The following is a 26,123-nucleotide window of genomic DNA, read 5'->3' on the forward strand; positions in this document are numbered from 1 at the left end:
GTGCCGGCCATCATCATGTCCAGCGCCATCGCAGACATCAAATCAGGCGACTAGTCACCTGGGTGACGTATCTCCTGATCCGTGGGTCGGGAGCAGGATCCGAGGTTCCGTCACTGCCGCCACCGGGCAGGGAGCGAGGTTCCGGGGAGGTGGACGATGAATCGTGCCGGGGGATAGGCGCGCGATGAGACCGGAAGGCTGAACAAGGGCCGGACGGGGCGTGCCGAGACCCATTGGGCCGTGTCCAGCACTCCGAACTTGCGGGGCTCCGGCTCGAAGCCGGCGCGGGGGAGCGCGTAGAGCCGTCCGGCGGTGAAGCCGGGTGCCTTCAGATCGTTGGCGAAGACCGTGCGCCGGTACCAGCGGAGCCGAGACGAACGGTGCATGGCCATCGAGGCGTTGGCGATGAGGAAAGCATTGTCCCGGTCCACGAGTGCATAGAACATCGCCCAGTGCGGATCATGCGTACCGAACACCGCTTGCCGGCGGCCGAATGCGGAGGCATCAGAGGATTCGCGCTCGGTGCGGAATTCGGTGATCCCCTGGCGGTTGGACCCGTGGAAGATATATCGGTCCGTGGCCGCGAGATAGTCGAGGAATTCCGGGAACGCCTCCACGGTGCCCTCGGTGCCGGTGGCCGCGTCGGCCAGCAGATCGAGTTCCAGGCGGGCCAATGCCGGGCGGCGCGCCGCCCGGATGCGCCGGCGAAGCAGCGGGCGATATTCCATGGGAATAGTGTGCCACCGGCTGGGGCCGACGGTTACAGGGCGCCTTCCGTGTCGTGTTAGGATATGGGTAATTGTTTTTATGTGTGGCAAATGGACACGGTCCGGGTTGCGGGGAACTTGCGCAACAAATGCCACACTTTTGCACGCCTACGGTCGACTCCGCAAGCGCTGCGATGAAACGACCAAAAGCGCAGTGTCCGGTAGCCGCATGTGGGGCTCGGGCGCAGCAGAACCAAGAAACCGGAGGACACGAAAGTGCCTACTATTCAGCAGTTGGTCCGCAAGGGCCGCTCGCCGAAGGTCAACAAGACCAAGGCCCCTGCCCTGAAGGGCAACCCGATGCGTCGTGGCGTGTGCACCCGTGTGTACACCACCACCCCGAAGAAGCCGAACTCCGCGCTGCGTAAGGTCGCCCGCGTGCGCCTGGCCGGCGGCGTTGAAGTCACCGCGTACATCCCCGGTGTCGGCCACAACCTGCAGGAGCACTCCATCGTGCTGGTCCGCGGCGGCCGCGTGAAGGACCTTCCGGGTGTCCGTTACAAGATCGTCCGTGGCGCACTCGATACGCAGGGCGTGAAGAACCGCCAGCAGGCTCGTTCCCGCTACGGCGCCAAGAAGGAGAAGAAGTAATGCCTCGTAAGGGTCCGGCGCCCAAGCGCCCCCTCGTTTCCGATCCGGTCTACGGGTCCCCGCTTGTCACCCAGCTGATCAACAAGGTCCTGGTCGATGGCAAGAAGTCCACCGCTGAGCGCATCGTCTATGGTGCCCTCGAAGGTGTGCAGGCCAAGATCAACTCCGATCCGGTCGTCGCCCTCAAGAAGGCCATGGACAACGTCCGCCCGGCCATCGAGGTCAAGTCCCGCCGTGTCGGTGGCGCCACCTACCAGGTGCCGATCGAGGTCAAGCCGGGCCGCGCGACCGCGCTGGCACTGCGCTGGCTCGTGGGCTACTCCAAGGCCCGCCGCGAGAAGACGATGATCGAGCGCCTCATGAACGAGGTCCTGGATGCGTCGAACGGTCTGGGTGCCGCTGTGAAGCGCCGCGAAGACACTCACAAGATGGCCGAGTCCAACAAGGCATTCGCCCACTACCGCTGGTAACCGGCCTCATGCACGACGGCGCGGCGGGGCACCCCCGGTGCACCACCGCCGTCGTGCAGGAATCCACAGAATAAGGGAGACAACGTGGCACAGGACGTGCTCACCGACCTCACGAAGGTCCGCAACATCGGCATCATGGCCCACATCGATGCCGGTAAGACCACTACTACGGAACGCATCCTGTTCTACACGGGTGTGAACCACAAGATCGGCGAAACGCACGACGGCGCATCGACGACTGACTGGATGGAACAGGAAAAGGAACGCGGCATCACGATCACGTCGGCCGCCGTGACCTCCTTCTGGGACAACAACCAGATCAACATCATCGATACGCCGGGCCACGTTGACTTCACGGTCGAGGTCGAGCGCGCACTGCGCGTGCTCGATGGCGCCGTTGCCGTCTTCGACGGCAAGGAAGGCGTGGAGCCGCAGTCCGAGACCGTGTGGCGCCAGGCCGACAAGTACGACGTTCCGCGCATTTGCTTCGTGAACAAGATGGACAAGCTCGGTGCCGACTTCTACTACACGGTCGATACCATCGTGAAGCGCCTGGGTGCCAAGCCGCTGGTCATGCAACTGCCGATCGGCGCCGAGAACGACTTTGTCGGCGTCGTGGACCTTGTCCAGATGAAGGCCCTCGTGTGGCCGGGCGACTCCAAGGGCGACGTGACCATGGGTGCCGCCTACGAAACCCGCGAGATCCCCGAAGATCTCCAGGCCAAGGCCGAGGAATACCGTGCCAAGCTGATCGAGGACGTTTCCGAGTCCTCGGACGAGCTGATGGAGAAGTACCTCGAGGGTGAGGAAATCACCAACGAGGAACTGGTCGCCGGCATCCGCAAAATGACCGTCAATTCCGAGGCCTACCCGGTCTTCTGTGGTTCGGCCTTCAAGAACCGTGGCGTTCAGCCGATGCTCGATGCCGTCGTTGCCTACCTTCCCTCGCCGCTCGACGTCCCCCCGATGATCGGGCACGACCCGCGCAACGAGGAAATCGAGATGACGCGCAAGCCGAGCGAGGAAGAGCCGTTCTCCGCACTGGCGTTCAAGATCGCGACGCACCCCTTCTTCGGGCAGCTGACCTTCATCCGCGTCTACTCCGGCAAGGCGTCTTCCGGCCTCCAGGTGATGAACACCACCAAGGGCAAGAAGGAGCGCATCGGAAAGCTCTTCCAGATGCACGCCAACAAGGAGAACCCGGTCGATGAGGCACATGCCGGACACATCTACGCCGCGATCGGTCTGAAGGACACCACCACCGGTGACACCCTGGCCGCCATGGACGCGCCGATCGTGCTCGAATCAATGTCCTTCCCCGACCCGGTAATCTTCGTGGCCATCGAGCCGAAGACCAAGGGTGACCAGGAGAAGCTCTCCACTGCCATCCAGAAGCTCTCGGCCGAGGACCCCACGTTCACGGTTTCGTTGAACGAGGACACCGGCCAGACCGAGATCGGCGGCATGGGCGAGCTCCACCTCGACATCCTGGTGGACCGCATGAAGCGCGAGTTCCGCGTCGAGGCCAACGTCGGCAAGCCCCAGGTGGCCTACCGCGAGACCATCAAGAAGGCCGTCGACAAGGTCGACTTCACGCACAAGAAGCAGACCGGCGGCTCGGGTCAGTTCGCCAAGGTCCAGATGGCCTTCGAGCCGTTGGACACCACGGATGGCGTGTTCTACGAATTCAAGAACGCCGTCACCGGTGGACGCATCCCGCGCGAGTACATTCCCTCCGTGGATGCAGGCATCCAGGCAGCCATGCAGTTCGGCGTCTTGGCCGGTTACCCGATGGTCGGCGTGAAGGCAATCCTGCTTGACGGTGCCTACCACGACGTCGACTCGTCCGAGATGGCGTTCAAGATCGCCGGCTCCCAGGTGTTCAAGGAAGGCGCCCGCCGCGCCAACCCGATCATCCTGGAACCGCTGATGGCCGTCGAGGTCCGTACTCCCGAGGAGTACATGGGCGACGTCATTGGTGACCTGAACTCACGCCGTGGCTCCATCCTGTCCATGGAGGATGCCGCCGGCGTGAAGGTTATCAAGGCCAACGTTCCGCTGTCGGAGATGTTCGGCTACATCGGCGACCTGCGGTCCAAGACCCAGGGCCGTGCCGTGTACTCGATGAAGTTCGATAGCTATGCCGAGGTCCCCAAGGCTGTTGCCGAGGAGATCATCCAGAAGTCCCGCGGCGAGTAATCGTCCAGGGAACTAGACTGGTCGCGGACCGAAAGGTAAGCGACACCGGGTTTGCCGGCCGGGCAGGGATGTCCGGCCGGCCTCCCCAAGGCGTACGTGGTGTTCCCTTAGCGGAGCCGAACGGAAACCGCAATTTCAAGAAATAAACAAGCCCACAGTAGACTTAATCGAGATTCGCCTGCGAACCGCGCGGGCGAGGTAAGTCTTCTGAATACGTTCTAGGAGGAACCTGTGGCGAAGGCAAAGTTCGAGCGGACTAAGCCGCACGTTAACATCGGCACCATCGGTCACGTTGACCATGGCAAGACCACGTTGACGGCTGCCATTTCGAAGGTGCTTGCTGACAAGTACCCCGATCTGAACGAGCAGCGTGATTTCTCGGCGATTGACTCCGCCCCGGAAGAGCGCCAGCGCGGCATCACGATCAACATCTCCCACATCGAGTACCAGACGGAAAAGCGCCACTACGCGCACGTCGATGCTCCGGGTCACGCTGACTACATCAAGAACATGATCACCGGTGCCGCCCAGATGGACGGTGCGATCCTCGTGGTCGCCGCGACCGACGGCCCGATGGCCCAGACGCGCGAGCACGTGCTGCTGGCCCGCCAGGTTGGCGTTCCGACGCTGCTGGTGGCCCTGAACAAGTCCGACATGGTCGATGACGAGGAACTCCTCGACCTCGTGGAGATGGAAGTTCGCGAACTTCTGTCCTCGCAGGAATTCGATGGCGACAACGCCCCGGTGATCCGCGTTTCGGGCCTGAAGGCCCTGGAAGGCGATCCGAAGTGGGTTGCGGCCGTCGAGGAGCTCATGGAAGCTGTCGACACGTTCATCCCGGACCCGGTTCGCGACAAGGACAAGCCGTTCCTGATGCCGATCGAGGACGTCTTCACGATCACCGGCCGCGGAACCGTTGTCACCGGCCGCGCCGAGCGCGGTACCTTGGGCATCAACTCCGAGGTCGAGATCGTCGGCATCCGTCCGGTCCAGAAGACCACGGTGACCGGCATCGAGATGTTCCACAAGCAGCTCGACGAGGCATGGGCCGGCGAGAACTGTGGCCTGCTGCTCCGCGGCATCAAGCGTGAGGATGTCGAGCGCGGCCAGGTTATCGTCAAGCCCGGCTCGATCACCCCGCACACCGAGTTCGAGGCCAACGTCTACATCCTGTCGAAGGACGAAGGCGGACGCCACAACCCGTTCTACTCGAACTACCGCCCGCAGTTCTACTTCCGCACCACGGACGTCACCGGCGTCATCACCCTGCCCGAGGGCACGGAGATGGTCATGCCCGGCGATAACACCGAAATGAGCGTTGTGCTGATCCAGCCCATCGCCATGGAAGAGGGCCTCGGCTTCGCCATCCGCGAAGGCGGCCGCACCGTCGGCTCGGGACGCGTCACCACGATCACCAAGTAGTCTCTGCCTGATGATCTGACCTGTAGGTCGGAAGAGGCCCCGTCGTTCATTCGGCGGGGCCTTTTCATGTCCGGAACCAGGAATGGCCGCTACCCTCCACCGTTTGCGTGGGGCAAGTGGCCGACACACGTGTGTTCTTGGGCACGGCGGATCGGCATGGATTGGTAAATGCCGCCCCGATCTGACACACTGGATAAGTTGTTCAAGCGCCTCTTTGTGCCTTGTGCCCGCCGATCGGTCCGCCGATACCGGGGCCGAGGCCGGTTTCGACAGAGATTGCGTCCCGCCCGGGATAATGCCCGGGGCAGGGGCGGATACGACAGAAACATCGAGGCCCAAATATGACCCGCCCCCTTCTTGCGGGTCGTGTAGCCGATATTAGGCGACACGCCCGACCGCGGGGGTCGGAGCTTCGGCGGGGTGAGGAACCCGGGAATGTCCGGATTCAGCCCGTGCGGAGCGTGCCGGTCCGCAGGGACCAGTTAGTGCACAGTAACTGTACAGAGAGTGCTACTTAGAAAGAGGCATGACGCCATGGCGGGACAAAAAATCCGCATCCGGCTGAAGTCGTATGACCACGAGGTCATTGACGTTTCTGCCCGGAAGATCGTTGAGACGGTCACGCGCGCAGGCGCAACCGTAGTTGGCCCCGTGCCGCTGCCGACGGAGAAGAACGTGTACTGCGTGATCCGTTCGCCCCACAAGTACAAGGACAGCCGTGAGCACTTCGAAATGCGCACGCATAAGCGTCTGATCGACATCGTCGATCCGACCCCGAAGGCTGTTGATTCGCTGATGCGTCTCGACCTGCCGGCGGACGTCAACATCGAAATCAAGCTTTAGGGGAGGTGCTGAGAAACTATGACCGCAACCCGTAATGTGAAGGGCCTGCTGGGCACGAAGCTCGGCATGACCCAGGTCTGGGACGAGAACCACAACCTCGTCCCCGTCACTGTCGTGCAGGTAGATTCCAACGTTGTGACCCAGCTCCGCAATGCGGACCGCGACGGCTACGCAGCCGTGCAGATCGGCTACGGCCAGATCGACCCGCGCAAGGTCACTAAGCCGCTGGCGGGCCACTTCGAGGCCGCAGGGGTCACCCCGCGCCGCCACGTGGTCGAGCTGCGCACCGCGGATGCCGAAACGTACAACCTGGGCCAGGAACTGTCCGTGGAGGTCTTCGAGGCCGGCCAGAAGGTCGACGTCGTAGGCAAGTCCAAGGGCAAGGGATTCGCCGGTGTCATGAAGCGTCACGGCTTCTCCGGTGTCGGTGCATCGCACGGTGCCCACAAGAACCACCGCAAGCCCGGTTCCATCGGCGGAGCTTCCACTCCCGGCCGCGTTTTCCAGGGCCAGCGCATGGCTGGCCGCATGGGTGCCGAGCGCGTGACCACGATGAACCTTACGGTTCATGCAGTGGACGCCGAGAAGAACCTCCTGCTGATCAAGGGTGCCGTCCCCGGCGCCCGCGGCCGGGTCGTCCTCGTACGCACCGCCGTGAAGGGAGCATAAGCACCATGGCTAACACCGCACTGAAGGTCGAGCTTCCTGCCTCGATCTTCGACGTTCAGACCAACGTTCCGCTGCTGCACCAGGTCGTCGTGGGCCAGCTTGCTGCCGCCCGTCAGGGTACGCACAAGACGAAGACCCGCGCCGAGGTTTCCGGTGCCGGTCGCAAGCCGTTCAAGCAGAAGGGCACCGGCCGAGCCCGTCAGGGTTCCATCCGCGCCCCGCATATGACCGGTGGTGGCGTGGTCCATGGACCGACGCCGCGCGACTACTCGCAGCGCACCCCCAAGAAGATGAAGGCGGCCGCCTTGCGTGGAGCCCTCTCTGACCGCGCCCGCCACGATCGCGTTCACGTGATCGAGAACTTGGTTGCCGGCTCCGCACCGTCGACCAAGGACGCGCTGGCCACCCTGCGCGCTCTCACCGAGCGCAAGAACATGCTCGTAGTCATCGACCGCGCCAATGATGTTGCAGCACTGTCCGTGCGCAACCTGGTGAACGTCCACGCTCTCTACGTCGACCAGCTGAACACTTACGATGTTCTGGTCGCCGATGACGTGGTCTTCACCAAGGCCGCATTCGATGCCCTGGTCAACAAGGAGGACGCCAAGTGAGCGCCACCTTCTCCAAGTCCCCGCACGACGTCATCCTGGCGCCGGTCGTTTCGGAAAAGAGCTACGGCCTGATCGACGAAGGCAAGTACACCTTCCTGGTCGACCCGCGCTCAAATAAGACGGAAATCAAATTGGCGGTGGAGAGCATTTTCTCCGTCAAGGTTGACTCCGTCAACACCATCAACCGTGCAGGTAAGCGCAAGCGCACCCGCTTCGGATGGGGAACCCGCAAGGCTACAAAGCGTGCGATCGTCTCCCTTAAAGAAGGCACAATAGACATCTTCGGCGGTCCGCTTTCCTAAGCGGAGACCACTTTAACGAGGAATAAAACATGGCAATCCGCAAGTACAAGCCGACTACCCCGGGCCTGCGTGGCTCGAGCGTAGCCGACTTCGCAGAAATTACCCGGACTACCCCGGAAAAGTCGCTGCTCCGTCCGCTCACCAAGACCGGCGGCCGCAACAACTCCGGAAAGATCACCACCCGTCACAAGGGTGGTGGACACAAGCGCCAATACCGTCTGATCGACTTCCGTCGTCATGACAAGGACGGCGTGCCGGCCAAGGTCGCTCACATCGAGTACGACCCGAACCGCACCGCCCGCATTGCGCTGCTGCACTACATTGATGGCACGAAGCGTTACATCATCGCCCCGAACAAGCTCTCCCAGGGCGATGCGGTGGAAGCCGGCGCGAACGCAGACATCAAGCCAGGCAACAACCTGCCGCTGCGCAACATCCCGGTGGGTACCGTGATCCACGCAGTGGAGCTCCGTCCCGGCGGCGGGGCCAAGATGGCCCGCTCCGCAGGCGCCTCGGTCCAGCTGGTTGCACGTGAGGGCCGCTTCGCGCAGCTCCGCCTGCCCTCCGGCGAGATCCGCAACGTCGACGTCCGCTGCCGCGCCACCATCGGCGAGGTCGGCAACGCCGAGCAGTCGAACATCAACTGGGGCAAGGCTGGCCGCATGCGCTGGAAGGGCGTCCGCCCGACCGTGCGTGGTGTCGTGATGAACCCCGTCGATCACCCTCACGGTGGTGGCGAGGGCAAGACCAGTGGCGGTCGTCACCCGGTCAACCCGAACGGTAAGCCGGAAGGCCGTACCCGCCGTTCGAACAAGGAAAGCGACAAGCTCATTGTGCGTCGCCGTCGTTCCGGCAAGAACAAGCGATAGGAGCCTGGAAACATGCCACGCAGCCTGAAGAAAGGCCCCTTCGTCGATCAGCACCTGTATGTAAAGGTGGCTGCTGAGAACGAAAAGGGCACCAAGAACGTCATCAAGACGTGGTCCCGCCGTTCGATGATCGTCCCCGACATGCTCGGGCACACGATCGCCGTGCACGACGGACGCAAGCACATTCCGGTGTTTGTCACCGAGTCGATGGTCGGGCACAAGCTCGGCGAATTCGCTCCAACGCGGACTTTCCGCGGCCACGTGAAGGACGACAAGAAGGGCAAGCGCCGCTAACCCGCAAGGGTTAGTGAGTGCTTAGCACTTCTTCGATAGACGAGAGAAGGAAAGCAATGGAAGCCAAGGCAATTGCGCGCCATATCCGCGTAACGCCTATGAAGGCCCGGCGCGTCGTCGACCTTGTTCGTGGCAAGCAGGCGAATGAGGCTCTGGCGATTCTGAAGTTTGCCCAACAGGCAGCTTCGGAGCCGGTATTCAAGGTAGTAGCGTCGGCCGTGGCAAACGCCCGGGTCGCCGCAGATCGTGACGGTGTCGGATTCAACGAGGACGAGCTGTTCATCAGCGAAGCCCGCGTTGACGAAGGTGCAACGATGAAGCGGTTCCAGCCGCGTGCCCAAGGTCGCGCATTTCAGATCAAGAAGCGCACCAGCCACATCACCGTGGTTGTTTCAACCCCGGAGAAGGGTGGGGAAAAGTAAATGGGACAGAAGATCAATCCCAATGGGTTCCGACTTGGTATCACCACGGATCACATTTCGCACTGGTACGCCGACAGCAACAAGCCGGGTCAGCGCTACAAGGATTTCGTCCGCGAGGACATCAAGATCCGCGAGCTGATGACCACTGGCATGGAGCGCGCCGGCATCGCCAAGGTGGAGATCGAGCGCACCCGCGATCGTGTCCGCGTTGACATCCACACCGCCCGCCCGGGCATCGTCATTGGCCGCCGCGGCGCCGAGGCCGATCGCATCCGCGGCGAGCTGGAGAAGCTCACGTCCAAGCAGGTGCAGCTGAACATCCTCGAGGTCAAGAACCCCGAGATCGAAGCGCAGCTGGTTGCCCAGGGCATCGCCGAACAGCTTGCTTCGCGTGTGGCTTTCCGCCGCGCGATGAAGAAGGCCATGCAGTCGGCCATGCGCGCCGGAGCAAAGGGCATTCGTGTCCAGTGTGCCGGTCGCCTGGGTGGGGCGGAAATGTCCCGCAAGGAGTTCTACCGCGAAGGCCGTGTGCCCCTGCACACCCTGCGCGCGAACATCGACTACGGCAAGTTCGAGGCCAAGACGACCTTCGGCCGCATTGGCGTGAAGGTCTGGATCTACAAGGGCGATCTGACCAGCAAGGAACTTGCTGCACAGAACGCCGCGGCTCCGGCTCGTGGCCGTGGCGATCGTCCCGGTGGACGTCCCGCAGCTGGTGGCGACCGCCGTCGTCGTAACGACCGCAATACCGGTGCTCCGGCAACCGGGGCTGCCCCGGCAGCCCAGGCTCCGGCGGCCGCAGAAGGAGGACAGGCTTAAATGCTTATCCCACGCCGAGTGAAGTTCCGCAAGCAGCACCACCCGTCCCGTACGGGTACTGCCAGCGGCGGCACCACGGTCGCCTTCGGTGACTACGGAATCCAGGCCCTTACCCCGGCCTACGTGACCAACCGTCAGATCGAAGCAGCCCGTATCGCCATGACCCGCCACATCAAGCGTGGCGGCAAGGTCTGGATTAATATTTATCCGGACCGCCCGCTGACCAAGAAGCCGGCCGAAACCCGTATGGGTTCCGGTAAGGGTTCGCCGGAGTGGTGGGTTGCAAACGTCAAGCCGGGTCGGGTTCTCTTCGAACTCTCCGGTGTTACCGATGAGGTAGCTCGCGAGGCCCTGCGCCTGGCGATCCACAAGCTGCCGCTGAAGGCACGCATCGTGCGTCGTGAGGGTGGTGAATAGGAATGGCAATTGGATCCAAGGATCTCGCCACCGAACAGCTGGACGGTCTTGATAACGCCCGTCTGGTTGAGGAGCTGAAGAAGGCCAAGGAAGAGCTGTTCAACCTGCGCTTCCAGTCCGCCACCGGTCAGCTTGAGTCGCATGGTCGTCTGAAGTCGGTCAAGCGTGACATCGCGCGCATCTACACGGTGATGCGTGAGCGCGAACTGGGCATCCGCCCGGAGGTCACCGCCCCGGTCGAAGACGTCAAGGCCGATAAGAAGGCCAAGAAGTCCTCGAAGAAGTCCGAGTCGGACGAAGCACCTGAGGAAGCCAAGTAATGAGCGAGAAGGAGAACGCAGTGGCTGAAGCAGCAGAAGCTCGCGGTTACCGCAAAACCCTTCGCGGGTACGTGGTTTCCGACAAGATGGAAAAGACCATCGTCGTTGACGTCGAGGACCGTGTGAAGCACGCCCTCTACGGCAAGGTCATGCGTCGCAACAAGAAGATCAAGGCCCACGACGAGGCCAACACCGCCGGCATCGGCGACCTGGTCATCATCGCGGAGACCCGGCCCTTGTCCAAGGACAAGAACTGGCGCCTCGTCGAGATCGTGGAGAAGGCCAAGTAGCCTCCCCACGATCCCGCATGGATCTCGGCACGGCGCCGGTGTGCACCCCTCGGGGGAGCACGCCGGCGCCGTGCTTTTCTCGTATCCGGACGCTCGCCCTGCCCATATCATGCGATTGGCCCGGAGCGCACTTCTGGCGTAGACTTATGTTTCTGTGCGCTCTGCAGCGGGGACTATCCACCTTCGCTGCAGGCATTCGTGCGCGGCCCGGTGCGATCCGGAGCCGGCGTGCGGCACGGCTCTGCGGCATCACGCCTCGGCCCTGTCTCCCCAGCAGCATGCGGATTCCCTGTGGATCCCACCTGTTTGGAGATGGGGGTAAGCGAGCGCCGCAGATGGACCATATCCGTTCCGCAAGGCTCCCTGGGAGAACCGGCGAGACGACAGGAGTTGAAAGTGATTCAGCAGGAGTCGCGACTCAAGGTGGCTGACAACACCGGTGCTAAGGAAATCCTTACCATCCGTGTTCTCGGTGGATCTGGACGTCGCTACGCAGGCATCGGCGACGTCATCGTCGCCACCGTCAAGGACGCAATCCCTGGCGGCAACGTCAAGAAGGGCGATGTGGTCAAGGCCGTCATCGTCCGCACCAAGAAGGAACGTCGCCGCGTCGACGGTTCCTACATCAAGTTCGACGAGAACGCAGCGGTCCTCCTCAAGGCGGACACCGAGCCGCGTGGAACCCGTATCTTCGGTCCCGTCGGTCGTGAACTTCGCGACAAGAAGTTCATGAAGATCGTTTCCCTGGCTCCGGAGGTGCTGTAACCATGGGCGCAAAGATCAAGAAGGGTGACCTGGTTCAGGTCATCACCGGTGCCAAAGCCGAACGCGGTGGAGATCGCGGCAAGCAGGGCAAGGTCCTGAAGGTGTTCCCGGAGGCGAACCGCGTGCTCGTTGAGGGCATCAATCGCGTCACCAAGCACACCCGGGCCGGCCAGACCGAAAGTGGCGCCTCCACCGGCGGCATCCAGGTCGTCGAGGCTCCCATCCACGTTTCGAACGTCGCGGTCCTTGACCCCGAGTCGAAGAAGCCGACCCGCGTTGGCTTCCGCGAGGAAACCGTGGAAAAGAACGGCGTGAAGAAGACTGTGCGTGTTCGCTACGCCAAGGCTTCCGGAAAGGCACTCTAATGACTGAAGCAGCAGTAAAGGTTCAGCCGCGCCTGAAGGCCAAGTACGCCTCCGAGATCCGCGAAGCCCTGCAGACCGAGTTCAGCTACACGAACGTCATGCAGGTGCCGAGCCTGGTCAAGGTCGTCGTAAACATGGGCGTTGGCGAGGCCGCCAAGGACTCCAAGCTCATCGAAGGTGCCGTGCGCGACCTGACGGCCATCACCGGCCAGAAGCCGCTCGTGACCAAGGCCCGCAAGTCGATCGCCCAGTTCAAGCTGCGCGAGGGGATGCCGATCGGCACCCACGCAACGCTGCGCAACGATCGCATGTGGGAGTTCGTCGACCGCCTGGTGACCCTGGCTCTGCCCCGTATCCGCGACTTCCGCGGCTTGAGCGGTAAGCAGTTCGACGGAAATGGCAACTACACCTTTGGCCTCACGGAACAGGCAATGTTCCACGAGATCAACCAGGACAAGATTGACCGCGTCCGCGGCATGGACATCACTGTGGTGACCACGGCCAAGACCGACGAAGAAGGCCGCGCGCTGCTCAAGGCGTTGGGCTTCCCGTTCAAGACCGACAACTAGATCAACTACGTTACAGGTCCGCGTTTTCGCGGAAACCGTAGCGAGGAAGGGCCTCAGCCCAAATGACAATGACAGATCCTGTCGCAGACATGCTGACTCGTCTGCGCAACGCGAACTCGGCATACCACGACACCGTGTCCATGCCTTCTTCCAAGCTGAAGGTGCGCGTTGCCCAGATCCTCAAGGCGGAAGGCTACATCGGCGACTTCGTCGAGGAAGCCGCCGAGGTAGGCAAGAAGCTGACCATCAACCTGAAGTTCGGTCCGAGCCGTGAGCGTTCCATCGCTGGCGTCCGCCGCATTTCCAAGCCGGGCCTGCGCGTTTACGCGAAGTCCACCAACTTGCCGCATGTCCTTGGTGGACTCGGCATTGCCATCCTGTCCACGTCCTCGGGTCTCCTGACGGACCGCCAGGCAGCCAAGAAGGGTGTAGGTGGGGAAGTCCTCGCCTACGTCTGGTAACGGGAAGGGAGAAGCACCATGTCACGTATTGGACGACTTCCAATCACTATCCCTGCCGGCGTTGACCTGAAGGTCGACGGCTCCGATGTCTTCGTGAAGGGCACCAAGGGCGAGCTCAGCCTCACCGTTGCGTCCCCGATCACGGTTGCGTTGGAGGACAACACCCTGACGGTGTCCCGTCCGAACGACGAGCGCCAATCGCGTTCGCTGCACGGACTGACCCGCACGCTGATCTCTAACCTGATCACGGGCGTCACCGAGGGCTACTCCAAGAAGCTGGAAATCCACGGCACCGGTTACCGCGTGCTGGCCAAGGGCGCCAACCTGGAGTTCGCTCTGGGCTACTCGCACCCGGTCGTCGTTGAAGCTCCGGAGGGCATCACGCTTGCCGCCGAGGGCAACAACAAGGTGGTTGTCTCCGGTATCAACAAGCAGCAGGTTGGCGAAGTTGCAGCCAACATCCGCAAGCTCCGTCGGCCGGATCCCTATAAGGGCAAGGGCATCCGCTATGAAGGCGAAGTTATCCGCCGCAAGGTCGGAAAGGCTGGTAAGTAAACATGGCTCTTTCAATCAAGGGTAAGAGCAAGGCTGCCGCTCGCGGTCGTCGCCACCTGCGCGTACGCAAGCGCATCACGGGCACGGGCGTCCGCCCGCGCCTGGTCGTCAACCGCTCCGCGCGCCACATCTTCGTCCAGGTTGTCGATGACAGCCAGGGCGTCACCGTGGCATCCGGCTCCACCATGGAAGCCGACCTGCGCTCCTTCGACGGTGACAAGACCGCCAAGGCCAAGCGCGTCGGCGAGCTCGTCGCCGAGCGCGCCAAGGCCGCCGGCATTGAGTCCGTGGTCTTCGACCGCGGTGGCAACAGGTACCACGGCCGCGTGGCCGCGGTCGCCGACGGCGCAAGGGAAGGTGGGCTGGCACTGTGAGCGAAGCTACTAACGAGAAGGAAACTCAGGTGTCTGAAGCCACTGACGCAGCTGCGACGACCACGACGACGGAGAACACCTCCGGCGCCCGTCGCAACGACAACCGCGGCGACAACCGCGGGCGCGGCGAAGGCCGTGGCCGTGGCGAGGGGCGTGGCCGTGGCCGCGACTCCAAGGACAGCCGCAACGACGACAAGGACAAGTTCCTTGAGCGCGTCGTAGCCATCAACCGCGTGTCCAAGGTCGTCAAGGGCGGACGCCGCTTCAGCTTCACCGCACTCGTGGTGGTGGGCGACGGCAACGGCATGGTCGGTGTGGGCTACGGCAAGGCCAAGGAAGTTCCCGCGGCCATCGCCAAGGGCGTCGAGGAAGCGAAGAAGTCCTTCTTCCGCGTTCCCCGCGTCGGCTCCACCATCCCGCACCTGGTGCAGGGTGAAGCCGCCGCTGGCGTCGTGCTCCTGCGTCCGGCGTCCCCGGGTACCGGCGTTATCGCCGGTGGTCCGGTGCGTGCCGTGCTTGAGTGCGCCGGTATCCATGACGTTCTGTCCAAGTCCATGGGCTCCACCAACCAGATCAACATCGTCCACGGCACCGTGGCCGCGTTGAAGGCCTTGGAAGAGCCGGCTGCCGTGGCAGCCCGTCGTGGACTGCCGATGGACGAGGTTGTGCCGGCCCAGATGCTGCGTACGATCAACCAGAAGGCAGGTGCGTAAGTAGTGGCGAAGAACATTGTCCCGAGCGACGCAAAGCTGACGATCACCCAGACCAAGTCCACCATTGGTGGCAAGCAGAACCAGCGCGACACCCTGCGTTCACTGGGCCTCAAGCGGATCGGCCACACCGTGGTCCGTGACGCCGACCCCGTAACCGTGGGCATGGTCAACAAGGTTCCGCACCTCGTAAAGGTTGAGGAGGCGAAGTAATCATGGCCAATGAAAAGGCACTCAAGGTTCACCACCTGCGTCCGGCCGAAGGATCCAAGACCGCAAAGACCCGTGTGGGTCGCGGCGAGGCTTCCAAGGGCAAGACCGCAGGCCGTGGCACCAAGGGCACGAAGGCCCGCTACCAGGTCAAGGCCGGCTTCGCGGGCGGGCAGCTTCCGCTGCACATGCGCCTGCCGAAGCTGCGTGGCTTCAAGAACCCGTTCCGCGTCGAGTACCAGGTCGTGAACCTGGACAAGATCTCGGAGCTGTTCCCCGAAGGTGGCGACATCACCGTCGAGAACCTGGTCGAGAAGGGCGCCGTTCGCAAGAACCAGCCCGTCAAGGTCCTGGGTTCCGGCGACATCACCGTCAAGGTCAACGTGAAGGCCGACGCCTTCTCGTCGTCCGCAGCGGAAAAGATCGCCGCTGCCGGCGGTTCGGTGACCTCGCTTTAGGTCCCCGTGACAGCACGGTTTAGCTGAAAGGTCCCCAACGCCCGGGCACAGTCCGGAGCGCTGGGGACCTTTCGCATCGCCGCGGTCGGGTGGGTACCGCCCCCGATCGGCAGGGACCCCGACCCGCCCGTAGGGCTCCCGTACCTTCCCACTGCTTCGAAGAGCACCGAGAACCGGTAGACTCTCAGAAGTCCATTCCGGCATCAGGCCGAAACCACATCCTTCAGGAGGACGCTTGCTCAGCGCCATTGCCCGGGTATTCCGGACGCCTGACCTGCGACGTAAGTTGTTGTTCACGCTCGGCATCATCGCCATCTACCGTCTCGGCGTCTACATTCCCGCACCCGGGGTCGACTACGGCAACGTCCAGCAGTGCCTCGAAATGGGCAACACCTCGGGCGGCCTGTACCAATTCGTCAACCTGTTCAGCGGCGGCGCCTTGCTGCAGGTGTCGATCTTCGCCCTGGGCATCATGCCCTACATCACGGCGTCGATCATCGTTCAGTTGCTCCGAGTTGTCATCCCTCGTTTCGAGGAGCTGCATAAGGAAGGCGCTTCCGGTCAGTCCACGTTGACGCAGTACACGCGTTATCTGACCATCGCCCTCGGTCTGCTTCAGGCAACGACGCTGGTGTCGTTGGCCCGTAGCGGCAATCTCTTCCAGGGCTGTGCGTTGCCGATCGTCCCCGACCAGACCATTGTGCACATCCTGCTCATGGTCATCGTCCTGACCGCCGGAACAGGCCTGATCATGTGGATGGGCGAGCTGGTCACGGAAAAGGGCGTCGGCAACGGCATGTCCATCCTGATCTTCGTCTCCATCGCCTCCGGCTTCCCTTCTTCCATGAGCACCATCGCGCGCACCCAGGGCTGGGGCGTCTTCAGCGGAGTCATCCTGATTGGACTCTGTGTTGTTGCGTTGGTCGTTTTCGTCGAACTCTCCCAGCGCCGAGTCCCCGTGCAGTATGCCAAGCGCATGGTGGGACGCCGCACCGTCGGCGGCAGCTCGACCTACATCCCGATCAAGGTGAACATGGCGGGCGTGATCCCCGTGATCTTCTCCTCGTCGATGCTTGCCCTGCCGCAGATGCTCGTCCAGTTCAACATGCGCCCCGACGGGTCCCTGCCCGGCTGGGCCGTCTGGATCCAGGCGAACTTCAGTGGCAGCAGCCCGCTCTACATGGCCGTCTACCTGATGCTGACCATCTTCTTCACCTACTTCTACGTGGCGATCACGTTCAACCCGACGGAAGTCGCGGACAACATGAAGAAGTACGGTGGCTTCATCCCGGGGATTCGGGCCGGCAAGCCCACCGCGGACTACCTGTCCTATGTGCTGAGCCGCATCACCTTCCCCGGTGCCATCTACCTTGGCTTCATCGCCTTGACGCCACTGATCGCCTTCGTCTTGATCAAGGCTGACCAGAACTTTCCGTTCGGCGGCGTCTCGGTCCTCATCATGGTTGGTGTGGGCCTCGAGACGGTCAAGCAAATCAATGCCCAGATGCAACAGCGACACTACGAAGGACTTCTGCGATGACCAGACTCTTGATCATTGGCCCGCCCGGTTCGGGCAAGGGAACCCAGGCAGTACGCATTACCGACCGGCTGGGTATCGTGGCCATCTCGACCGGCGATATCTTCCGAGCCAACGTCAAGGGCGGAACGGCGTTGGGCGTGGAGGCCAAGAAGTACATGGATGCCGGTGACTACGTCCCCGATTCGGTCACCAACCGCATGGTGCGCGACCGGCTGAAGCAGGACGACGTGCTCAACGGCTTCCTGCTGGACGGCTACCCGAGGACATCGGCGCAGGTGGATGAGCTGGACGCCATCCTAGGAGAAGAGGGCACCGCCCTCGACGTGGTCCTGCAGCTGACCGCGGATCCTGAGGAACTGGTCGCCCGGTTGCTCAAGCGCGCGGAGATTGAGGGGCGGGCCGACGACACCGAGGACGTCATCCGCCACCGTCTGGACGTCTATGAGAAGCAGACCCAGGTTGTGGTGAACCGCTACCTGGAACGTGGCATCGTCCGCCACGTCGACGGACTTGGGGACATCGACGTGGTCACCGAACGTGTCCTCGCCGCGCTCGAGGGCACCGCAGTCTAGGCAGGTCCCCCCCACCGGGGATGCAGACGGCCGTCACCGCACCGAGTGCGCACGTGGCGGCCGTCTTGGCTTCCCCGGCCAGCGGCCGGCGTGCCGCACAGAGATTGACCACCGAACCGGAGGAACCCGCATGGCATTCGGCCAGCCCAAGATCGAGTACAAGTCCAAAGACCAAATCCTCAAGATGCGCGAAGCAGGGCTGGTGCTCGCCGAGGCCCTGGACTCGGCAGTGGCAGCAGCCCAGATCGGCACCACGACCGCAGAGCTCGACCGGGTCTTCGAAGCGGTCCTGGACAAGCATGGCGCCAAGTCCAACTTCAAGGGGTACTACGGGTTCCCCGCCACCATTTGCGCCTCGGTCAATGACCGGGTGGTCCATGGGTTCCCCTCCGATTACGTCCTAGCCGACGGCGACGTGCTCAAGATCGATGGCGGGGCGATCATCGAGGGCTGGCACGCAGACTCGGCACGGACGGTCATCGTCGGCACGGCCGACCCCGCGGACCAGCGGCTGTCCGATACCACCGAGGAAGCCATGTGGCGGGGGATCGCGGCCCTGGCCAATGCCCGGTTTGTCGGGGAGATCGGCGAGGCCATCGACGACTTCGTCTCCTCCCGTGACGGGGCGCCCCTCGGCATCCTCGAGGACTATGTCGGCCATGGCATCGGCACTGAAATGCACCAGGCGCCCGACGTGCTCAACTACCGTTCCGGGCACCGCGGCCCACGCGTGAAGCCGGGCATGTGCCTGGCCATCGAGCCGATGTTGGTGCGCGGGGACATCGAAACCCGGGTGTTGGATGACGACTGGACTGTCGTGACCACCGACGGCTCCCGCGCCTCACAATGGGAGCATACGGTGGCCGTGCACCTGGGCGGGATCTGGGTCCTCACGGCCCATGACGGCGGCGCCGCAGGACTCGCGCCATTCGGGGTCACCCCGACTCCGCTGCAGAACTAGCCTTCTTCTCCCCGGTGCGGGGGAGTGGGGCAAGGCACCGGATTTCGCAATATTCGATCTGCCGCGTAGGATTGCTTGTTGGTTGTCTCTACGTTTGTGCCCAAAAAAACTCCCGGTTAAACCCCGGCTGCCGGGCACGGGCGCTCGTCAGCCAAGAACATACACGCCGGAAGCACCAGCAACCGGCACAAACGTTAGCGGAGGATATGGCCAAGAAAGAGGGTGTCATCGAGGTAGAAGGCGCCGTGTCGGAAGCACTGCCCAACGCGATGTTCCGCGTTGAGCTGCCGAACGGACACGTGGTACTTGCCACTATCTCGGGAAAGATGCGTCAGCACTACATTCGAATCCTTCCGGAGGATCGCGTAGTGGTGGAACTCAGCCCGTACGACCTCAATCGTGGACGCATCGTCTACCGCTACAAGTAAAGACTTCTGCACCCCGGTCCGCCGGGGCACGAAGGTAGTTACAGTTCCACTGAAACAGCAACCGCAAAGGACCCAAACCGTGAAGGTTAACCCTAGCGTGAAGCCGATCTGCGACAAGTGCAAGGTGATCCGCCGTAACGGGCGGGTCATGGTGATCTGCGAAAACCCACGCCATAAACAGCGTCAGGGCTAAGTCTCCTTCGGGAACCTGAACCTGCGCGTAGTAATCGAATACTGGCAGTACAGCGTCCACTTACGCGGGACGCGCACCCCCGGCACGGAGGCCGGGGACCTGGCAACAGGGTGTGTACTGCTCCATACCTCCGCGAAACATGTGAGGAAGACACCAATATGGCTCGTCTCGCAGGCGTAGACATCCCGCGCGAAAAGCGCGTTGTCATTGCGCTGACATACATCTACGGCGTGGGCAAGACCCGTGCAGAACAAACCGTTGCCGAGACCGGGATCACCCCGGAAACTCGTGTCAAGGACCTCAGTGACGAGCAGCTCGTCGAGCTGCGTGACTACGTTGAGGGAAACTTCAAGGTCGAGGGTGACCTCCGCCGTGAGGTTGCAGCCGACATCCGCCGCAAGGTTGAGATCGGATCCTACGAGGGCATTCGCCACCGCAAGGGCCTGCCGGTCCGCGGACAGCGCACCAAGACCAACGCTCGTACCCGCAAGGGTCCGAAGCGCACCGTCGCCGGTAAGAAGAAGACCCGCTAAACAGCGGTTTCAGCCAAACATCTCGTAGGAGTTAGCAATGCCCCCAAAGACTCGTGGAGCGGTTCGCAAGCCGCGTCGCAAGGACAAGAAGAACATCGCGCTGGGTCAGGCGCACATCAAGAGCACCTTCAACAACACCATCGTGTCCATCACGGACCCGACCGGTGCCGTCATCTCGTGGGCCTCGGCCGGCGAGGTCGGATTCAAGGGCTCCCGCAAGTCGACCCCGTACGCCGCGCAGATGGCAGCCGAGTCGGCCGCCAAACGCGCCCAGGAACACGGCATGAAGAAGGTCGACGTGTTCGTGAAGGGACCGGGTTCCGGTCGCGAAACCGCTATCCGCTCGCTGCAGGCCGCCGGCCTCGAGGTGGGGTCCATCCAGGACGTCTCCCCGAGCGCCCACAACGGTTGCCGCCCGTCGAAGCGCCGCCGCGTCTAGTTTGACCCGATGCCGGTATGTGCCGCCGTCGTCCCCTGGAACAGGGGGCGACGGCGGCGCGCGCCACATGCGGTTCACTCGCCCGATCTAGACGGACGCCAGACGGCAGACGTCGTTTCCACCCACATGTGTTGCGTCATATAGCGGACGCTCGCTGAAAGGAAATGTAAGTGCTTATTGCACAGCGCCCCACCCTTACCGAAGAAGTAGTAGCCCCGAACCGCTCGCGGTTCACGATTGAGCCCTTGGAGCCGGGTTTCGGCTACACCCTGGGCAACTCGCTGCGCCGCACGCTGCTGTCCTCGATCCCTGGTGCAGCTGTCACCAGTGTTCGCATCGATGGAGTATTGCACGAGTTCACCACTGTTCAGGGTGTGACGGAAGACGTCACCGAGCTGATCCTGAACATCAAGAGCCTTGCTGTGTCCTCTGAGCACGACGAGCCAGTCGTCGCCTACCTGCGCAAGCAGGGCCCCGGCGTCGTCACGGCCGCGGACATCACCCCGCCGGCCGGCGTCGAATTCCACAACCCGGACCTGCACATCGCGACGTTGAACGCGAAGGGCAAGTTCGACATGGAACTGACGATCGAGCGTGGCCGCGGCTACGTCTCGGCGGCGCAGAACAAGAGCCTTGATGCCGAGATCGGCCGTATCCCGGTCGACTCCATCTACTCGCCCGTCCTGAAGGTGACCTTCCGCGTGGAGGCAACCCGTGTCGAGCAGCGCACCGACTTCGACAAGCTCATCGTCGATGTCGAAACCAAGGACTCCATCCTGCCGCGCGACGCCGTCGCCTCGGCCGGTACGACCCTGGTTGAGCTGTTTGGCCTGGCCCGCGAACTGAACTCTGCAGCAGAGGGCATCGAGATCGGCCCGTCCCCGACGGATGCCGCACTCGCCGCCGACATGGCGCTGCCGATCGAGGATCTCGAGTTGACCGTTCGTTCGTACAACTGCCTCAAGCGTGAGGGCATCCACACGGTAGGCGAGCTGGTAGCCCGCTCCGAGGCCGACCTCATGGACATCCGCAACTTCGGTGCCAAGTCCATCGATGAGGTCAAGGCGAAGCTGATCGAACTGGGTCTGTCCCTGAAGGATTCCCCTCCCGGGTTTGACCTGGCCGCTCGTGCTGCTGCCATCGACGAGGACGACGCCGAATACGGTGACGAAGAGGCCTAGGCCGACTTCAAAGTAATGTACTTTGCCCGAGGGACCCGCGCGGTGACGCGTTGGCCGGCGGGCACCATCTGAGGAGAAAACTACAATGCCTACCCCAACCAAGGGAAAGCGACTCGGAGGCGGAGCATCCCACGAGCGCCTCATGCTGGCGAACCTGTCGGCTCAGCTCTTCGAGCACAAGTCGATCACGACGACGGTGACCAAGGCCAAGCGCCTGCGCCCGTACGCCGAGCGCCTGATCACCTTCGCCAAGCGCGGGGACCTGTCCGCGCGTCGCCGCGTCCAGGCCGCCATCGCCTCGCGTAGCCGGACCAACAAGTCCGTCGTTCACGAGCTGTTCACCAACATCGCGCCGGCCATGGCCGAACGTGAAGGCGGCTACACCCGCATCACCAAGATCGGCAACCGCAAGGGCGACAACGCCCCCATGGCCGTCATCGAACTGGTGCTGGAGCCCGTTTCGCCGAAGCAGGCCGTCGTGAAGGAAGCCGAGAAGGCCGCCGAGACGTCCGCTCCGGTCGAGGCCCCGGTAGTCGAGGAGACCGAGGTCGTTGAGACCGAGGCCACCGAGGCTCCCGCGGAAGCCGCCGAGGAGACCGAAGAGAAGAAGGACCAGGCCTAGGCCCGGTCAGCTTCCGGGGCCGGGCCCGTCCAAGAAATTGGGCGGGCCCGGCCCTTTTTGGCGCCCACTGACTCCCACGACCTAGGATTGTGCCCATGGATCCCACCCCTTCGCCTCTCGGGTCCGGCGCGGCCCAGGACGGTTGCACCGTGCCGGACGCGGCAATCAACGAACCGGCAACGGTGCGGATCCGGCTCACCCTGGCCTACGACGGATCCGGATTCTCCGGATGGGCGATCCAGCCCGGCCGCAGGACCGTACAGGGCAGCCTGGAAGAAGCCCTGGCCCTGTTGTTCCGCCGTCTGGTCCGCACCACGGTGGCCGGCCGGACGGACGCGGGCGTGCACGCCCGGGGCCAGGTGGTCCACTTCGACCTGACGGAAGCGGAGTATCGTGCGCTGCCGCGCGGCAAGGACCTCACCGAGGACGAGGCCCTGTTGCGGCGCGTCCGGGGCGTCGCCAGCCGGATCGGGGGAGAGGTCTTCGTCCATGAGGCCCGCGCGGCCGCTCCCGGGTTCGATGCGCGGTTTTCCGCCCTGTGGCGCCGATACAGCTATCGCATTGCGGATGGCGCCGGGCGCTGGGACCCGCTGACCCGCGGGACCACGCTCTGGCATCCACGGGAACTGGACCCCGGCCTCCTGAATGCCGAGGCCGGGACAGCCGTCGGACGACACGACTTCCTCTCCTACTGCCGTCCCAAGGACTTCGCCACGACCATCCGCACGCTGGAGGACTTCTCCTTCAGCAGGCACGACGACGGAATCCTCGTGGCCAGCCTCCAAGCCGATGCCTTCTGCCACAACATGGTCAGGACCCTCATCGGGGCCACCCTGCGCGTGGCCGATGCCGAGGAGGAGCCCGGCTGGATCGAACGCCGGCTCGCGGAGCCGGTCCGTGACCACAGGACCCGTCTGGCCGCGCCCCATCCGTTGGTACTCGAGGAAGTTGCCTATCCGGAGGACCGGAGGCTGGCCGAACGTGCCGAATCCACCCGTGCACGTCGCCGGCCCGAGGACGTCCGACCCGTGGGCCACGACCGGTGACGCAAGGCATGGTCGTGGCTTTTGGATGCAGGGCTTCGATGCGCTAAAGTTGGTAGCTGTTGTGCGTGTCCTATGCCTGACACAACTTTCTCCGCGTGACGGCCCAGTTGCAGGGCCCTGGTCTGTGGAGACTGCAGGCAGCTAATGGATGGCCGGTTGGATTCAGACCTCACCTGAAGAACTGGTACAGCGCATCGATAACACAGTGTTCCTTTTTGCCGGTGGATCTCACAGCCACCGCAGGCGGAATGCTTGACCAGTATCCAAGGAAACGAAGGCAATAACCGTGCGTACGTACTCTCCGAAAGCCGGCGACGCAGTTCGCCAGTGGCACGTCATTGACGCCACTGACGTCGTTCTGGGCCGTCTCGCCAGCCAGACCGCAACCCTGCTGCGTGGCAAGCACAAGGCAACTTTCGCCCCCCACATGGACATGGGCGACTTTGTCATCATCATCAACGCCGAGAAGGTCGCCCTCACCGGCGCCAAGCTCGAAAAGAAGCGCGCGTACCGCCACTCCGGTTTCCCGGGTGGCCTGAAGTCCGTGAGCTACGCCGAACTGCTCGAAAAGAACCCGGTTCAGGCCGTGGAGAAGGCCGTTCGCGGCATGCTCCCGAAGAACTCGATTGCTGCCGAGCAGCTGTCCAAGCTGAAGGTCTACCGCGGTGCCGAGCACCCGCACGCTGCGCAGCAGCCCAAGACCTTCGAAATCACCCAGGTCGCGCAGTAGCGCTGGGCCCCGAAACAAGAGACTAGTTTTCAAGGAGAATCGTGGCTCAGAATACTGAAGAGCTGAATGAATTTGAGGGTGCGGCTCCCACCGCCTACACCTCCGAGTCGTCCGCAGCCGAAGAGACCGTCGTCAAGGAACGTCCGGCGCTGACCGTCGGCGGTTCCGCCGTGGGCCGTCGCAAGCAGGCCATCGCCCGCGTGCGCCTGATCCCCGGCACCGGCGGCTGGATCGTCAACGGGCGTACGCTCGAGGACTACTTCCCGAACAAGCTGCACCAGCAGGAAGTCAACGAACCGTTCAAGCTCCTCGAGCTGGACGGCGCGTACGACGTCATCGCCCGCATCCATGGCGGTGGCCCCTCGGGCCAGGCCGGTGCGCTGCGCCTCGGCGTTGCCCGCTCGCTGAACGAGATCGACCGCGAGAACAACCGCCCGTCGCTGAAGAAGGCCGGCTTCCTGACTCGTGACGCCCGCGTCATCGAGCGCAAGAAGGCGGGTCTGAAGAAGGCACGCAAGGCCTCGCAGTACTCGAAGCGCTAAATCGCTTCAGCGGAACCACGTCGTTCCGCAACGAGGACCCCACGGCAGAAGCCCTGGGGTCCTCGGACGTTAACAAGCATTCTCGGCTGGGCGAGTAAACGGCACCCGGTTGGCCGAAAGTGTGGCCGGATCGTTGCGGGTGTGCCCAATATTCCACCAGGCGAGCGATAAGATGGGCAGGATGGCTACATTATTTGGCACCGATGGCGTGCGTGGAAAAGCAAATGTACTGATCACCCCGGCGCTTGCCATGAACCTGGCAGAGGCAGCCGCCGTGGTGCTCGGCCTGCAGACTGTACCCGAGGGAAAACGCCCCCTGGCGGTCGTTGCGCGCGACCCTCGGATCAGCGGTGACTTCATTGCCTCGGCCATCGAGGCCGGATTCGCCTCGGTCGGCGTCGATGTGTTCGACGCCGGAATCCTTCCCACGCCTGCGGCCGCATACCTCATCGCCGACATGGAAGCGGACTTCGGCGTGGTCATCTCGGCATCGCACAACCCGGCACCGGACAACGGGATCAAGTTCCTGGCCCGCGGGGGCCAGAAGCTCTCCGACGCCCAGGAAGACGCCATCGAAGCCCAGCTCCAGGAGGACCCCCCGCGGCCCGTCGGAGGCAACGTCGGCCGCATCCGGCGCTTTGCCGACGCCGAGGACCGGTATGTCGTCCACCTGCTCAAGACCATGCCCCACCGCTTGGACGGGCTCAAGGTCGTTTTGGACTGCGCCCACGGCGCTGCCAGCGGCTGCTCACCCGAGGCTTTTGCCACGGCAGGCGCCGAGGTGGTCGTCATCGGGGCCAGCCCGGACGGCAACAACATCAACGATGGGTACGGTTCCACCCACCTGGAAAAGCTCCAGGAGCGAGTCGTCGCGGAAGGCGCAGACCTCGGCATTGCCCACGATGGAGATGCCGACCGCTGCCTCGCCGTTGACCACGAGGGAACTGTCATCGACGGCGACCAGATCATGGCGATCATGGCCGTGGCGCTCAAAGAATCCGGCCGGCTCAAGGACAACACCCTCGTCGCCACGGTGATGAGCAATTTGGGCCTGAAGATTGCCATGGAGAACGCCGGTATCCATGTCGCCGAAACCGGAGTTGGTGACCGCTACGTCCTGGAGGAGATGCGTTCGGGTTCCTACACGCTGGGCGGTGAGCAATCCGGCCATGTCATCTTCGCGGATTTCGCCACCACCGGTGATGGCGTGCTCACCGGGTTGCAGATAGCCTCCCGCGTTGCGGCAACCGGAAAATCACTCAAGGAGCTGGCCACGGTCATGACCGTGCTGCCGCAGGTCCTGATCAACGTCAAGGGCGTCAACAAATACGGTGCCCACACGAACACCGCGGTTTCGCAGGCCATCCTGGGCGCCGAAGCGGAGCTTGGCGGTTCCGGACGGGTACTGCTTCGTCCCTCGGGCACCGAACCGGTCGTCCGGGTCATGGTTGAGGCAACCGACCACGCTGTGGCCGGTGCGGTGGCCAATCGGCTTGCGGGCGTGGTCCTGGCCGAACTGGCCCTGTAGATCCCGCCGAAGCAGCCGGAAAAGGGCAAAAGGGTG

At 63.2% G+C, this 26,123-nt stretch carries 38 protein-coding genes; 37 read left to right on the top strand and 1 reads right to left on the bottom strand.

The features are described from left to right. Nucleotides 1-110: 110 nt before the first annotated feature. Entirely contained in the window at nt 111-728 is a 618-nt protein-coding gene (locus AC1MEQ_RS15035; protein WP_479791777.1) for a hypothetical protein, read from the bottom strand. 255 nt (nt 729-983) lie between these two features. Here AC1MEQ_RS15035 and rpsL point away from each other — a divergent pair, with 255 nt between their 5' ends. The 37 genes from rpsL (at nt 984) to glmM (ending at nt 26,087) form a co-directional block, all read left to right on the top strand. After that, nucleotides 984-1,358, top strand: coding sequence for a 30S ribosomal protein S12 (gene rpsL, locus AC1MEQ_RS15040; protein WP_372697002.1), 375 nt, complete (start codon nt 984-986; stop codon nt 1,356-1,358). Next, nucleotides 1,358-1,828: a 30S ribosomal protein S7 gene (rpsG, locus tag AC1MEQ_RS15045; protein WP_479791778.1), complete on the top strand. Its 471-nt coding sequence runs from the start codon at nt 1,358-1,360 to the stop codon at nt 1,826-1,828. Before rpsL ends, rpsG begins: the two co-directional genes overlap by 1 nt. Nucleotides 1,829-1,912: 84 nt before the next feature. After that, nucleotides 1,913-4,027 carry an elongation factor G gene (gene fusA, locus AC1MEQ_RS15050; protein ID WP_479791781.1) on the top strand — a complete coding sequence of 705 codons (2,115 nt, stop codon included), beginning with the start codon at nt 1,913-1,915 and terminating at the stop codon, nt 4,025-4,027. Between the two features lie 231 nt (nt 4,028-4,258). Continuing rightward, nucleotides 4,259-5,449, top strand: coding sequence for an elongation factor Tu (gene tuf / locus AC1MEQ_RS15055; protein ID WP_479791782.1), 1,191 nt, complete (start codon nt 4,259-4,261; stop codon nt 5,447-5,449). 534 nt (nt 5,450-5,983) lie between these two features. Then, a complete protein-coding gene (rpsJ, locus tag AC1MEQ_RS15060; protein WP_013349689.1) occupies nt 5,984-6,292 on the top strand; it encodes a 30S ribosomal protein S10 in 309 nt (102 codons plus the stop codon). A gap of 18 nt (nt 6,293-6,310) precedes the next feature. Further along, nucleotides 6,311-6,961, top strand: coding sequence for a 50S ribosomal protein L3 (gene rplC / locus AC1MEQ_RS15065; RefSeq protein ID WP_479791784.1), 651 nt, complete (start codon nt 6,311-6,313; stop codon nt 6,959-6,961). A 5-nt stretch (nt 6,962-6,966) separates the two neighbouring features. Next, entirely contained in the window at nt 6,967-7,572 is a 606-nt protein-coding gene (gene rplD / locus AC1MEQ_RS15070) for a 50S ribosomal protein L4 (protein ID WP_479791786.1), read from the top strand. Further along, entirely contained in the window at nt 7,569-7,874 is a 306-nt protein-coding gene (rplW, locus tag AC1MEQ_RS15075; protein WP_479791788.1) for a 50S ribosomal protein L23, read from the top strand. Before rplD ends, rplW begins: the two co-directional genes overlap by 4 nt. Nucleotides 7,875-7,903: 29 nt before the next feature. Further along, nucleotides 7,904-8,743: a 50S ribosomal protein L2 gene (gene rplB, locus AC1MEQ_RS15080; RefSeq protein ID WP_479791791.1), complete on the top strand. Its 840-nt coding sequence runs from the start codon at nt 7,904-7,906 to the stop codon at nt 8,741-8,743. A 12-nt stretch (nt 8,744-8,755) separates the two neighbouring features. Next, the gene (rpsS, locus tag AC1MEQ_RS15085) at nt 8,756-9,037 is read left to right on the top strand and encodes a 30S ribosomal protein S19 (RefSeq protein WP_309851676.1); all 282 of its coding nucleotides are present in this window, start codon (nt 8,756-8,758) and stop codon (nt 9,035-9,037) included. Nucleotides 9,038-9,093: 56 nt separating this feature from the next. After that, on the top strand, nt 9,094-9,459 hold the full coding sequence (gene rplV, locus AC1MEQ_RS15090) for a 50S ribosomal protein L22 (protein WP_479791794.1): 366 nt from the start codon (nt 9,094-9,096) through the stop codon (nt 9,457-9,459). Continuing rightward, the gene (gene rpsC, locus AC1MEQ_RS15095; protein WP_417217227.1) at nt 9,460-10,278 is read left to right on the top strand and encodes a 30S ribosomal protein S3; all 819 of its coding nucleotides are present in this window, start codon (nt 9,460-9,462) and stop codon (nt 10,276-10,278) included. It abuts the gene before it with no gap. Continuing rightward, the gene (rplP, locus tag AC1MEQ_RS15100; protein WP_479791797.1) at nt 10,279-10,695 is read left to right on the top strand and encodes a 50S ribosomal protein L16; all 417 of its coding nucleotides are present in this window, start codon (nt 10,279-10,281) and stop codon (nt 10,693-10,695) included. Nucleotides 10,696-10,697: 2 nt separating this feature from the next. Next, complete coding sequence (gene rpmC / locus AC1MEQ_RS15105; RefSeq protein ID WP_479791799.1) at nt 10,698-11,015, top strand: 50S ribosomal protein L29; 318 nt, start codon at nt 10,698-10,700, stop codon at nt 11,013-11,015. Continuing rightward, complete coding sequence (gene rpsQ / locus AC1MEQ_RS15110) at nt 11,015-11,305, top strand: 30S ribosomal protein S17 (protein ID WP_479791802.1); 291 nt, start codon at nt 11,015-11,017, stop codon at nt 11,303-11,305. Before rpmC ends, rpsQ begins: the two co-directional genes overlap by 1 nt. A gap of 396 nt (nt 11,306-11,701) precedes the next feature. Continuing rightward, nucleotides 11,702-12,070, top strand: coding sequence for a 50S ribosomal protein L14 (rplN, locus tag AC1MEQ_RS15115; protein ID WP_343900014.1), 369 nt, complete (start codon nt 11,702-11,704; stop codon nt 12,068-12,070). Between the two features lie 2 nt (nt 12,071-12,072). Further along, on the top strand, nt 12,073-12,435 hold the full coding sequence (gene rplX, locus AC1MEQ_RS15120) for a 50S ribosomal protein L24 (protein WP_343900013.1): 363 nt from the start codon (nt 12,073-12,075) through the stop codon (nt 12,433-12,435). Beyond that, nucleotides 12,435-13,004, top strand: coding sequence for a 50S ribosomal protein L5 (rplE, locus tag AC1MEQ_RS15125; protein ID WP_479791805.1), 570 nt, complete (start codon nt 12,435-12,437; stop codon nt 13,002-13,004). Before rplX ends, rplE begins: the two co-directional genes overlap by 1 nt. A gap of 62 nt (nt 13,005-13,066) precedes the next feature. After that, complete coding sequence (gene rpsH, locus AC1MEQ_RS15130) at nt 13,067-13,465, top strand: 30S ribosomal protein S8 (protein ID WP_343900011.1); 399 nt, start codon at nt 13,067-13,069, stop codon at nt 13,463-13,465. 18 nt (nt 13,466-13,483) lie between these two features. Further along, nucleotides 13,484-14,020 (top strand): 50S ribosomal protein L6, encoded by a 537-nt coding sequence (rplF, locus tag AC1MEQ_RS15135; protein WP_479791808.1) that lies wholly within the window; start codon nt 13,484-13,486, stop codon nt 14,018-14,020. Nucleotides 14,021-14,022: 2 nt separating this feature from the next. Then, entirely contained in the window at nt 14,023-14,394 is a 372-nt protein-coding gene (gene rplR / locus AC1MEQ_RS15140) for a 50S ribosomal protein L18 (RefSeq protein WP_343900009.1), read from the top strand. Then, a complete protein-coding gene (gene rpsE / locus AC1MEQ_RS15145; RefSeq protein ID WP_479791811.1) occupies nt 14,391-15,107 on the top strand; it encodes a 30S ribosomal protein S5 in 717 nt (238 codons plus the stop codon). Before rplR ends, rpsE begins: the two co-directional genes overlap by 4 nt. A gap of 3 nt (nt 15,108-15,110) precedes the next feature. After that, nucleotides 15,111-15,317, top strand: a complete 207-nt coding sequence (gene rpmD / locus AC1MEQ_RS15150; RefSeq protein WP_479791814.1) for a 50S ribosomal protein L30 — start codon at nt 15,111-15,113, stop codon at nt 15,315-15,317. Nucleotides 15,318-15,319: 2 nt separating this feature from the next. Next, nucleotides 15,320-15,772 carry a 50S ribosomal protein L15 gene (gene rplO / locus AC1MEQ_RS15155; RefSeq protein ID WP_343900004.1) on the top strand — a complete coding sequence of 151 codons (453 nt, stop codon included), beginning with the start codon at nt 15,320-15,322 and terminating at the stop codon, nt 15,770-15,772. Nucleotides 15,773-16,007: 235 nt separating this feature from the next. Further along, entirely contained in the window at nt 16,008-17,312 is a 1,305-nt protein-coding gene (gene secY, locus AC1MEQ_RS15160; RefSeq protein ID WP_479791816.1) for a preprotein translocase subunit SecY, read from the top strand. After that, on the top strand, nt 17,309-17,884 hold the full coding sequence (locus AC1MEQ_RS15165; RefSeq protein WP_479791819.1) for an adenylate kinase: 576 nt from the start codon (nt 17,309-17,311) through the stop codon (nt 17,882-17,884). The genes secY and AC1MEQ_RS15165 overlap by 4 nt, the downstream gene beginning before the upstream one ends. 130 nt (nt 17,885-18,014) lie before the next feature. Further along, nucleotides 18,015-18,845 carry a type I methionyl aminopeptidase gene (gene map / locus AC1MEQ_RS15170; protein ID WP_479791821.1) on the top strand — a complete coding sequence of 277 codons (831 nt, stop codon included), beginning with the start codon at nt 18,015-18,017 and terminating at the stop codon, nt 18,843-18,845. Nucleotides 18,846-19,051: 206 nt separating this feature from the next. Next, entirely contained in the window at nt 19,052-19,273 is a 222-nt protein-coding gene (gene infA / locus AC1MEQ_RS15175; RefSeq protein ID WP_007271050.1) for a translation initiation factor IF-1, read from the top strand. A gap of 79 nt (nt 19,274-19,352) precedes the next feature. Beyond that, nucleotides 19,353-19,466 (top strand): 50S ribosomal protein L36, encoded by a 114-nt coding sequence (gene rpmJ, locus AC1MEQ_RS15180; protein WP_071894985.1) that lies wholly within the window; start codon nt 19,353-19,355, stop codon nt 19,464-19,466. Between the two features lie 158 nt (nt 19,467-19,624). Beyond that, the gene (rpsM, locus tag AC1MEQ_RS15185; protein ID WP_479791823.1) at nt 19,625-19,999 is read left to right on the top strand and encodes a 30S ribosomal protein S13; all 375 of its coding nucleotides are present in this window, start codon (nt 19,625-19,627) and stop codon (nt 19,997-19,999) included. A 37-nt stretch (nt 20,000-20,036) separates the two neighbouring features. Then, nucleotides 20,037-20,438 (top strand): 30S ribosomal protein S11, encoded by a 402-nt coding sequence (gene rpsK / locus AC1MEQ_RS15190; protein WP_343899997.1) that lies wholly within the window; start codon nt 20,037-20,039, stop codon nt 20,436-20,438. Between the two features lie 170 nt (nt 20,439-20,608). Further along, on the top strand, nt 20,609-21,619 hold the full coding sequence (locus AC1MEQ_RS15195; RefSeq protein ID WP_479791825.1) for a DNA-directed RNA polymerase subunit alpha: 1,011 nt from the start codon (nt 20,609-20,611) through the stop codon (nt 21,617-21,619). Nucleotides 21,620-21,704: 85 nt separating this feature from the next. Beyond that, nucleotides 21,705-22,241: a 50S ribosomal protein L17 gene (gene rplQ / locus AC1MEQ_RS15200; RefSeq protein WP_479791827.1), complete on the top strand. Its 537-nt coding sequence runs from the start codon at nt 21,705-21,707 to the stop codon at nt 22,239-22,241. 95 nt (nt 22,242-22,336) lie between these two features. Next, nucleotides 22,337-23,287: a tRNA pseudouridine synthase A gene (locus tag AC1MEQ_RS15205; protein ID WP_479791829.1), complete on the top strand. Its 951-nt coding sequence runs from the start codon at nt 22,337-22,339 to the stop codon at nt 23,285-23,287. Nucleotides 23,288-23,573: 286 nt separating this feature from the next. Further along, nucleotides 23,574-24,017, top strand: coding sequence for a 50S ribosomal protein L13 (gene rplM / locus AC1MEQ_RS15210; protein ID WP_417217198.1), 444 nt, complete (start codon nt 23,574-23,576; stop codon nt 24,015-24,017). 41 nt (nt 24,018-24,058) lie between these two features. Further along, the gene (rpsI, locus tag AC1MEQ_RS15215) at nt 24,059-24,559 is read left to right on the top strand and encodes a 30S ribosomal protein S9 (RefSeq protein ID WP_479791837.1); all 501 of its coding nucleotides are present in this window, start codon (nt 24,059-24,061) and stop codon (nt 24,557-24,559) included. A gap of 181 nt (nt 24,560-24,740) precedes the next feature. Continuing rightward, entirely contained in the window at nt 24,741-26,087 is a 1,347-nt protein-coding gene (gene glmM, locus AC1MEQ_RS15220; RefSeq protein WP_479791838.1) for a phosphoglucosamine mutase, read from the top strand. Nucleotides 26,088-26,123: the final 36 nt, after the last annotated feature.

This window comes from Arthrobacter sp. ASL1 (genome assembly GCF_056680475.1).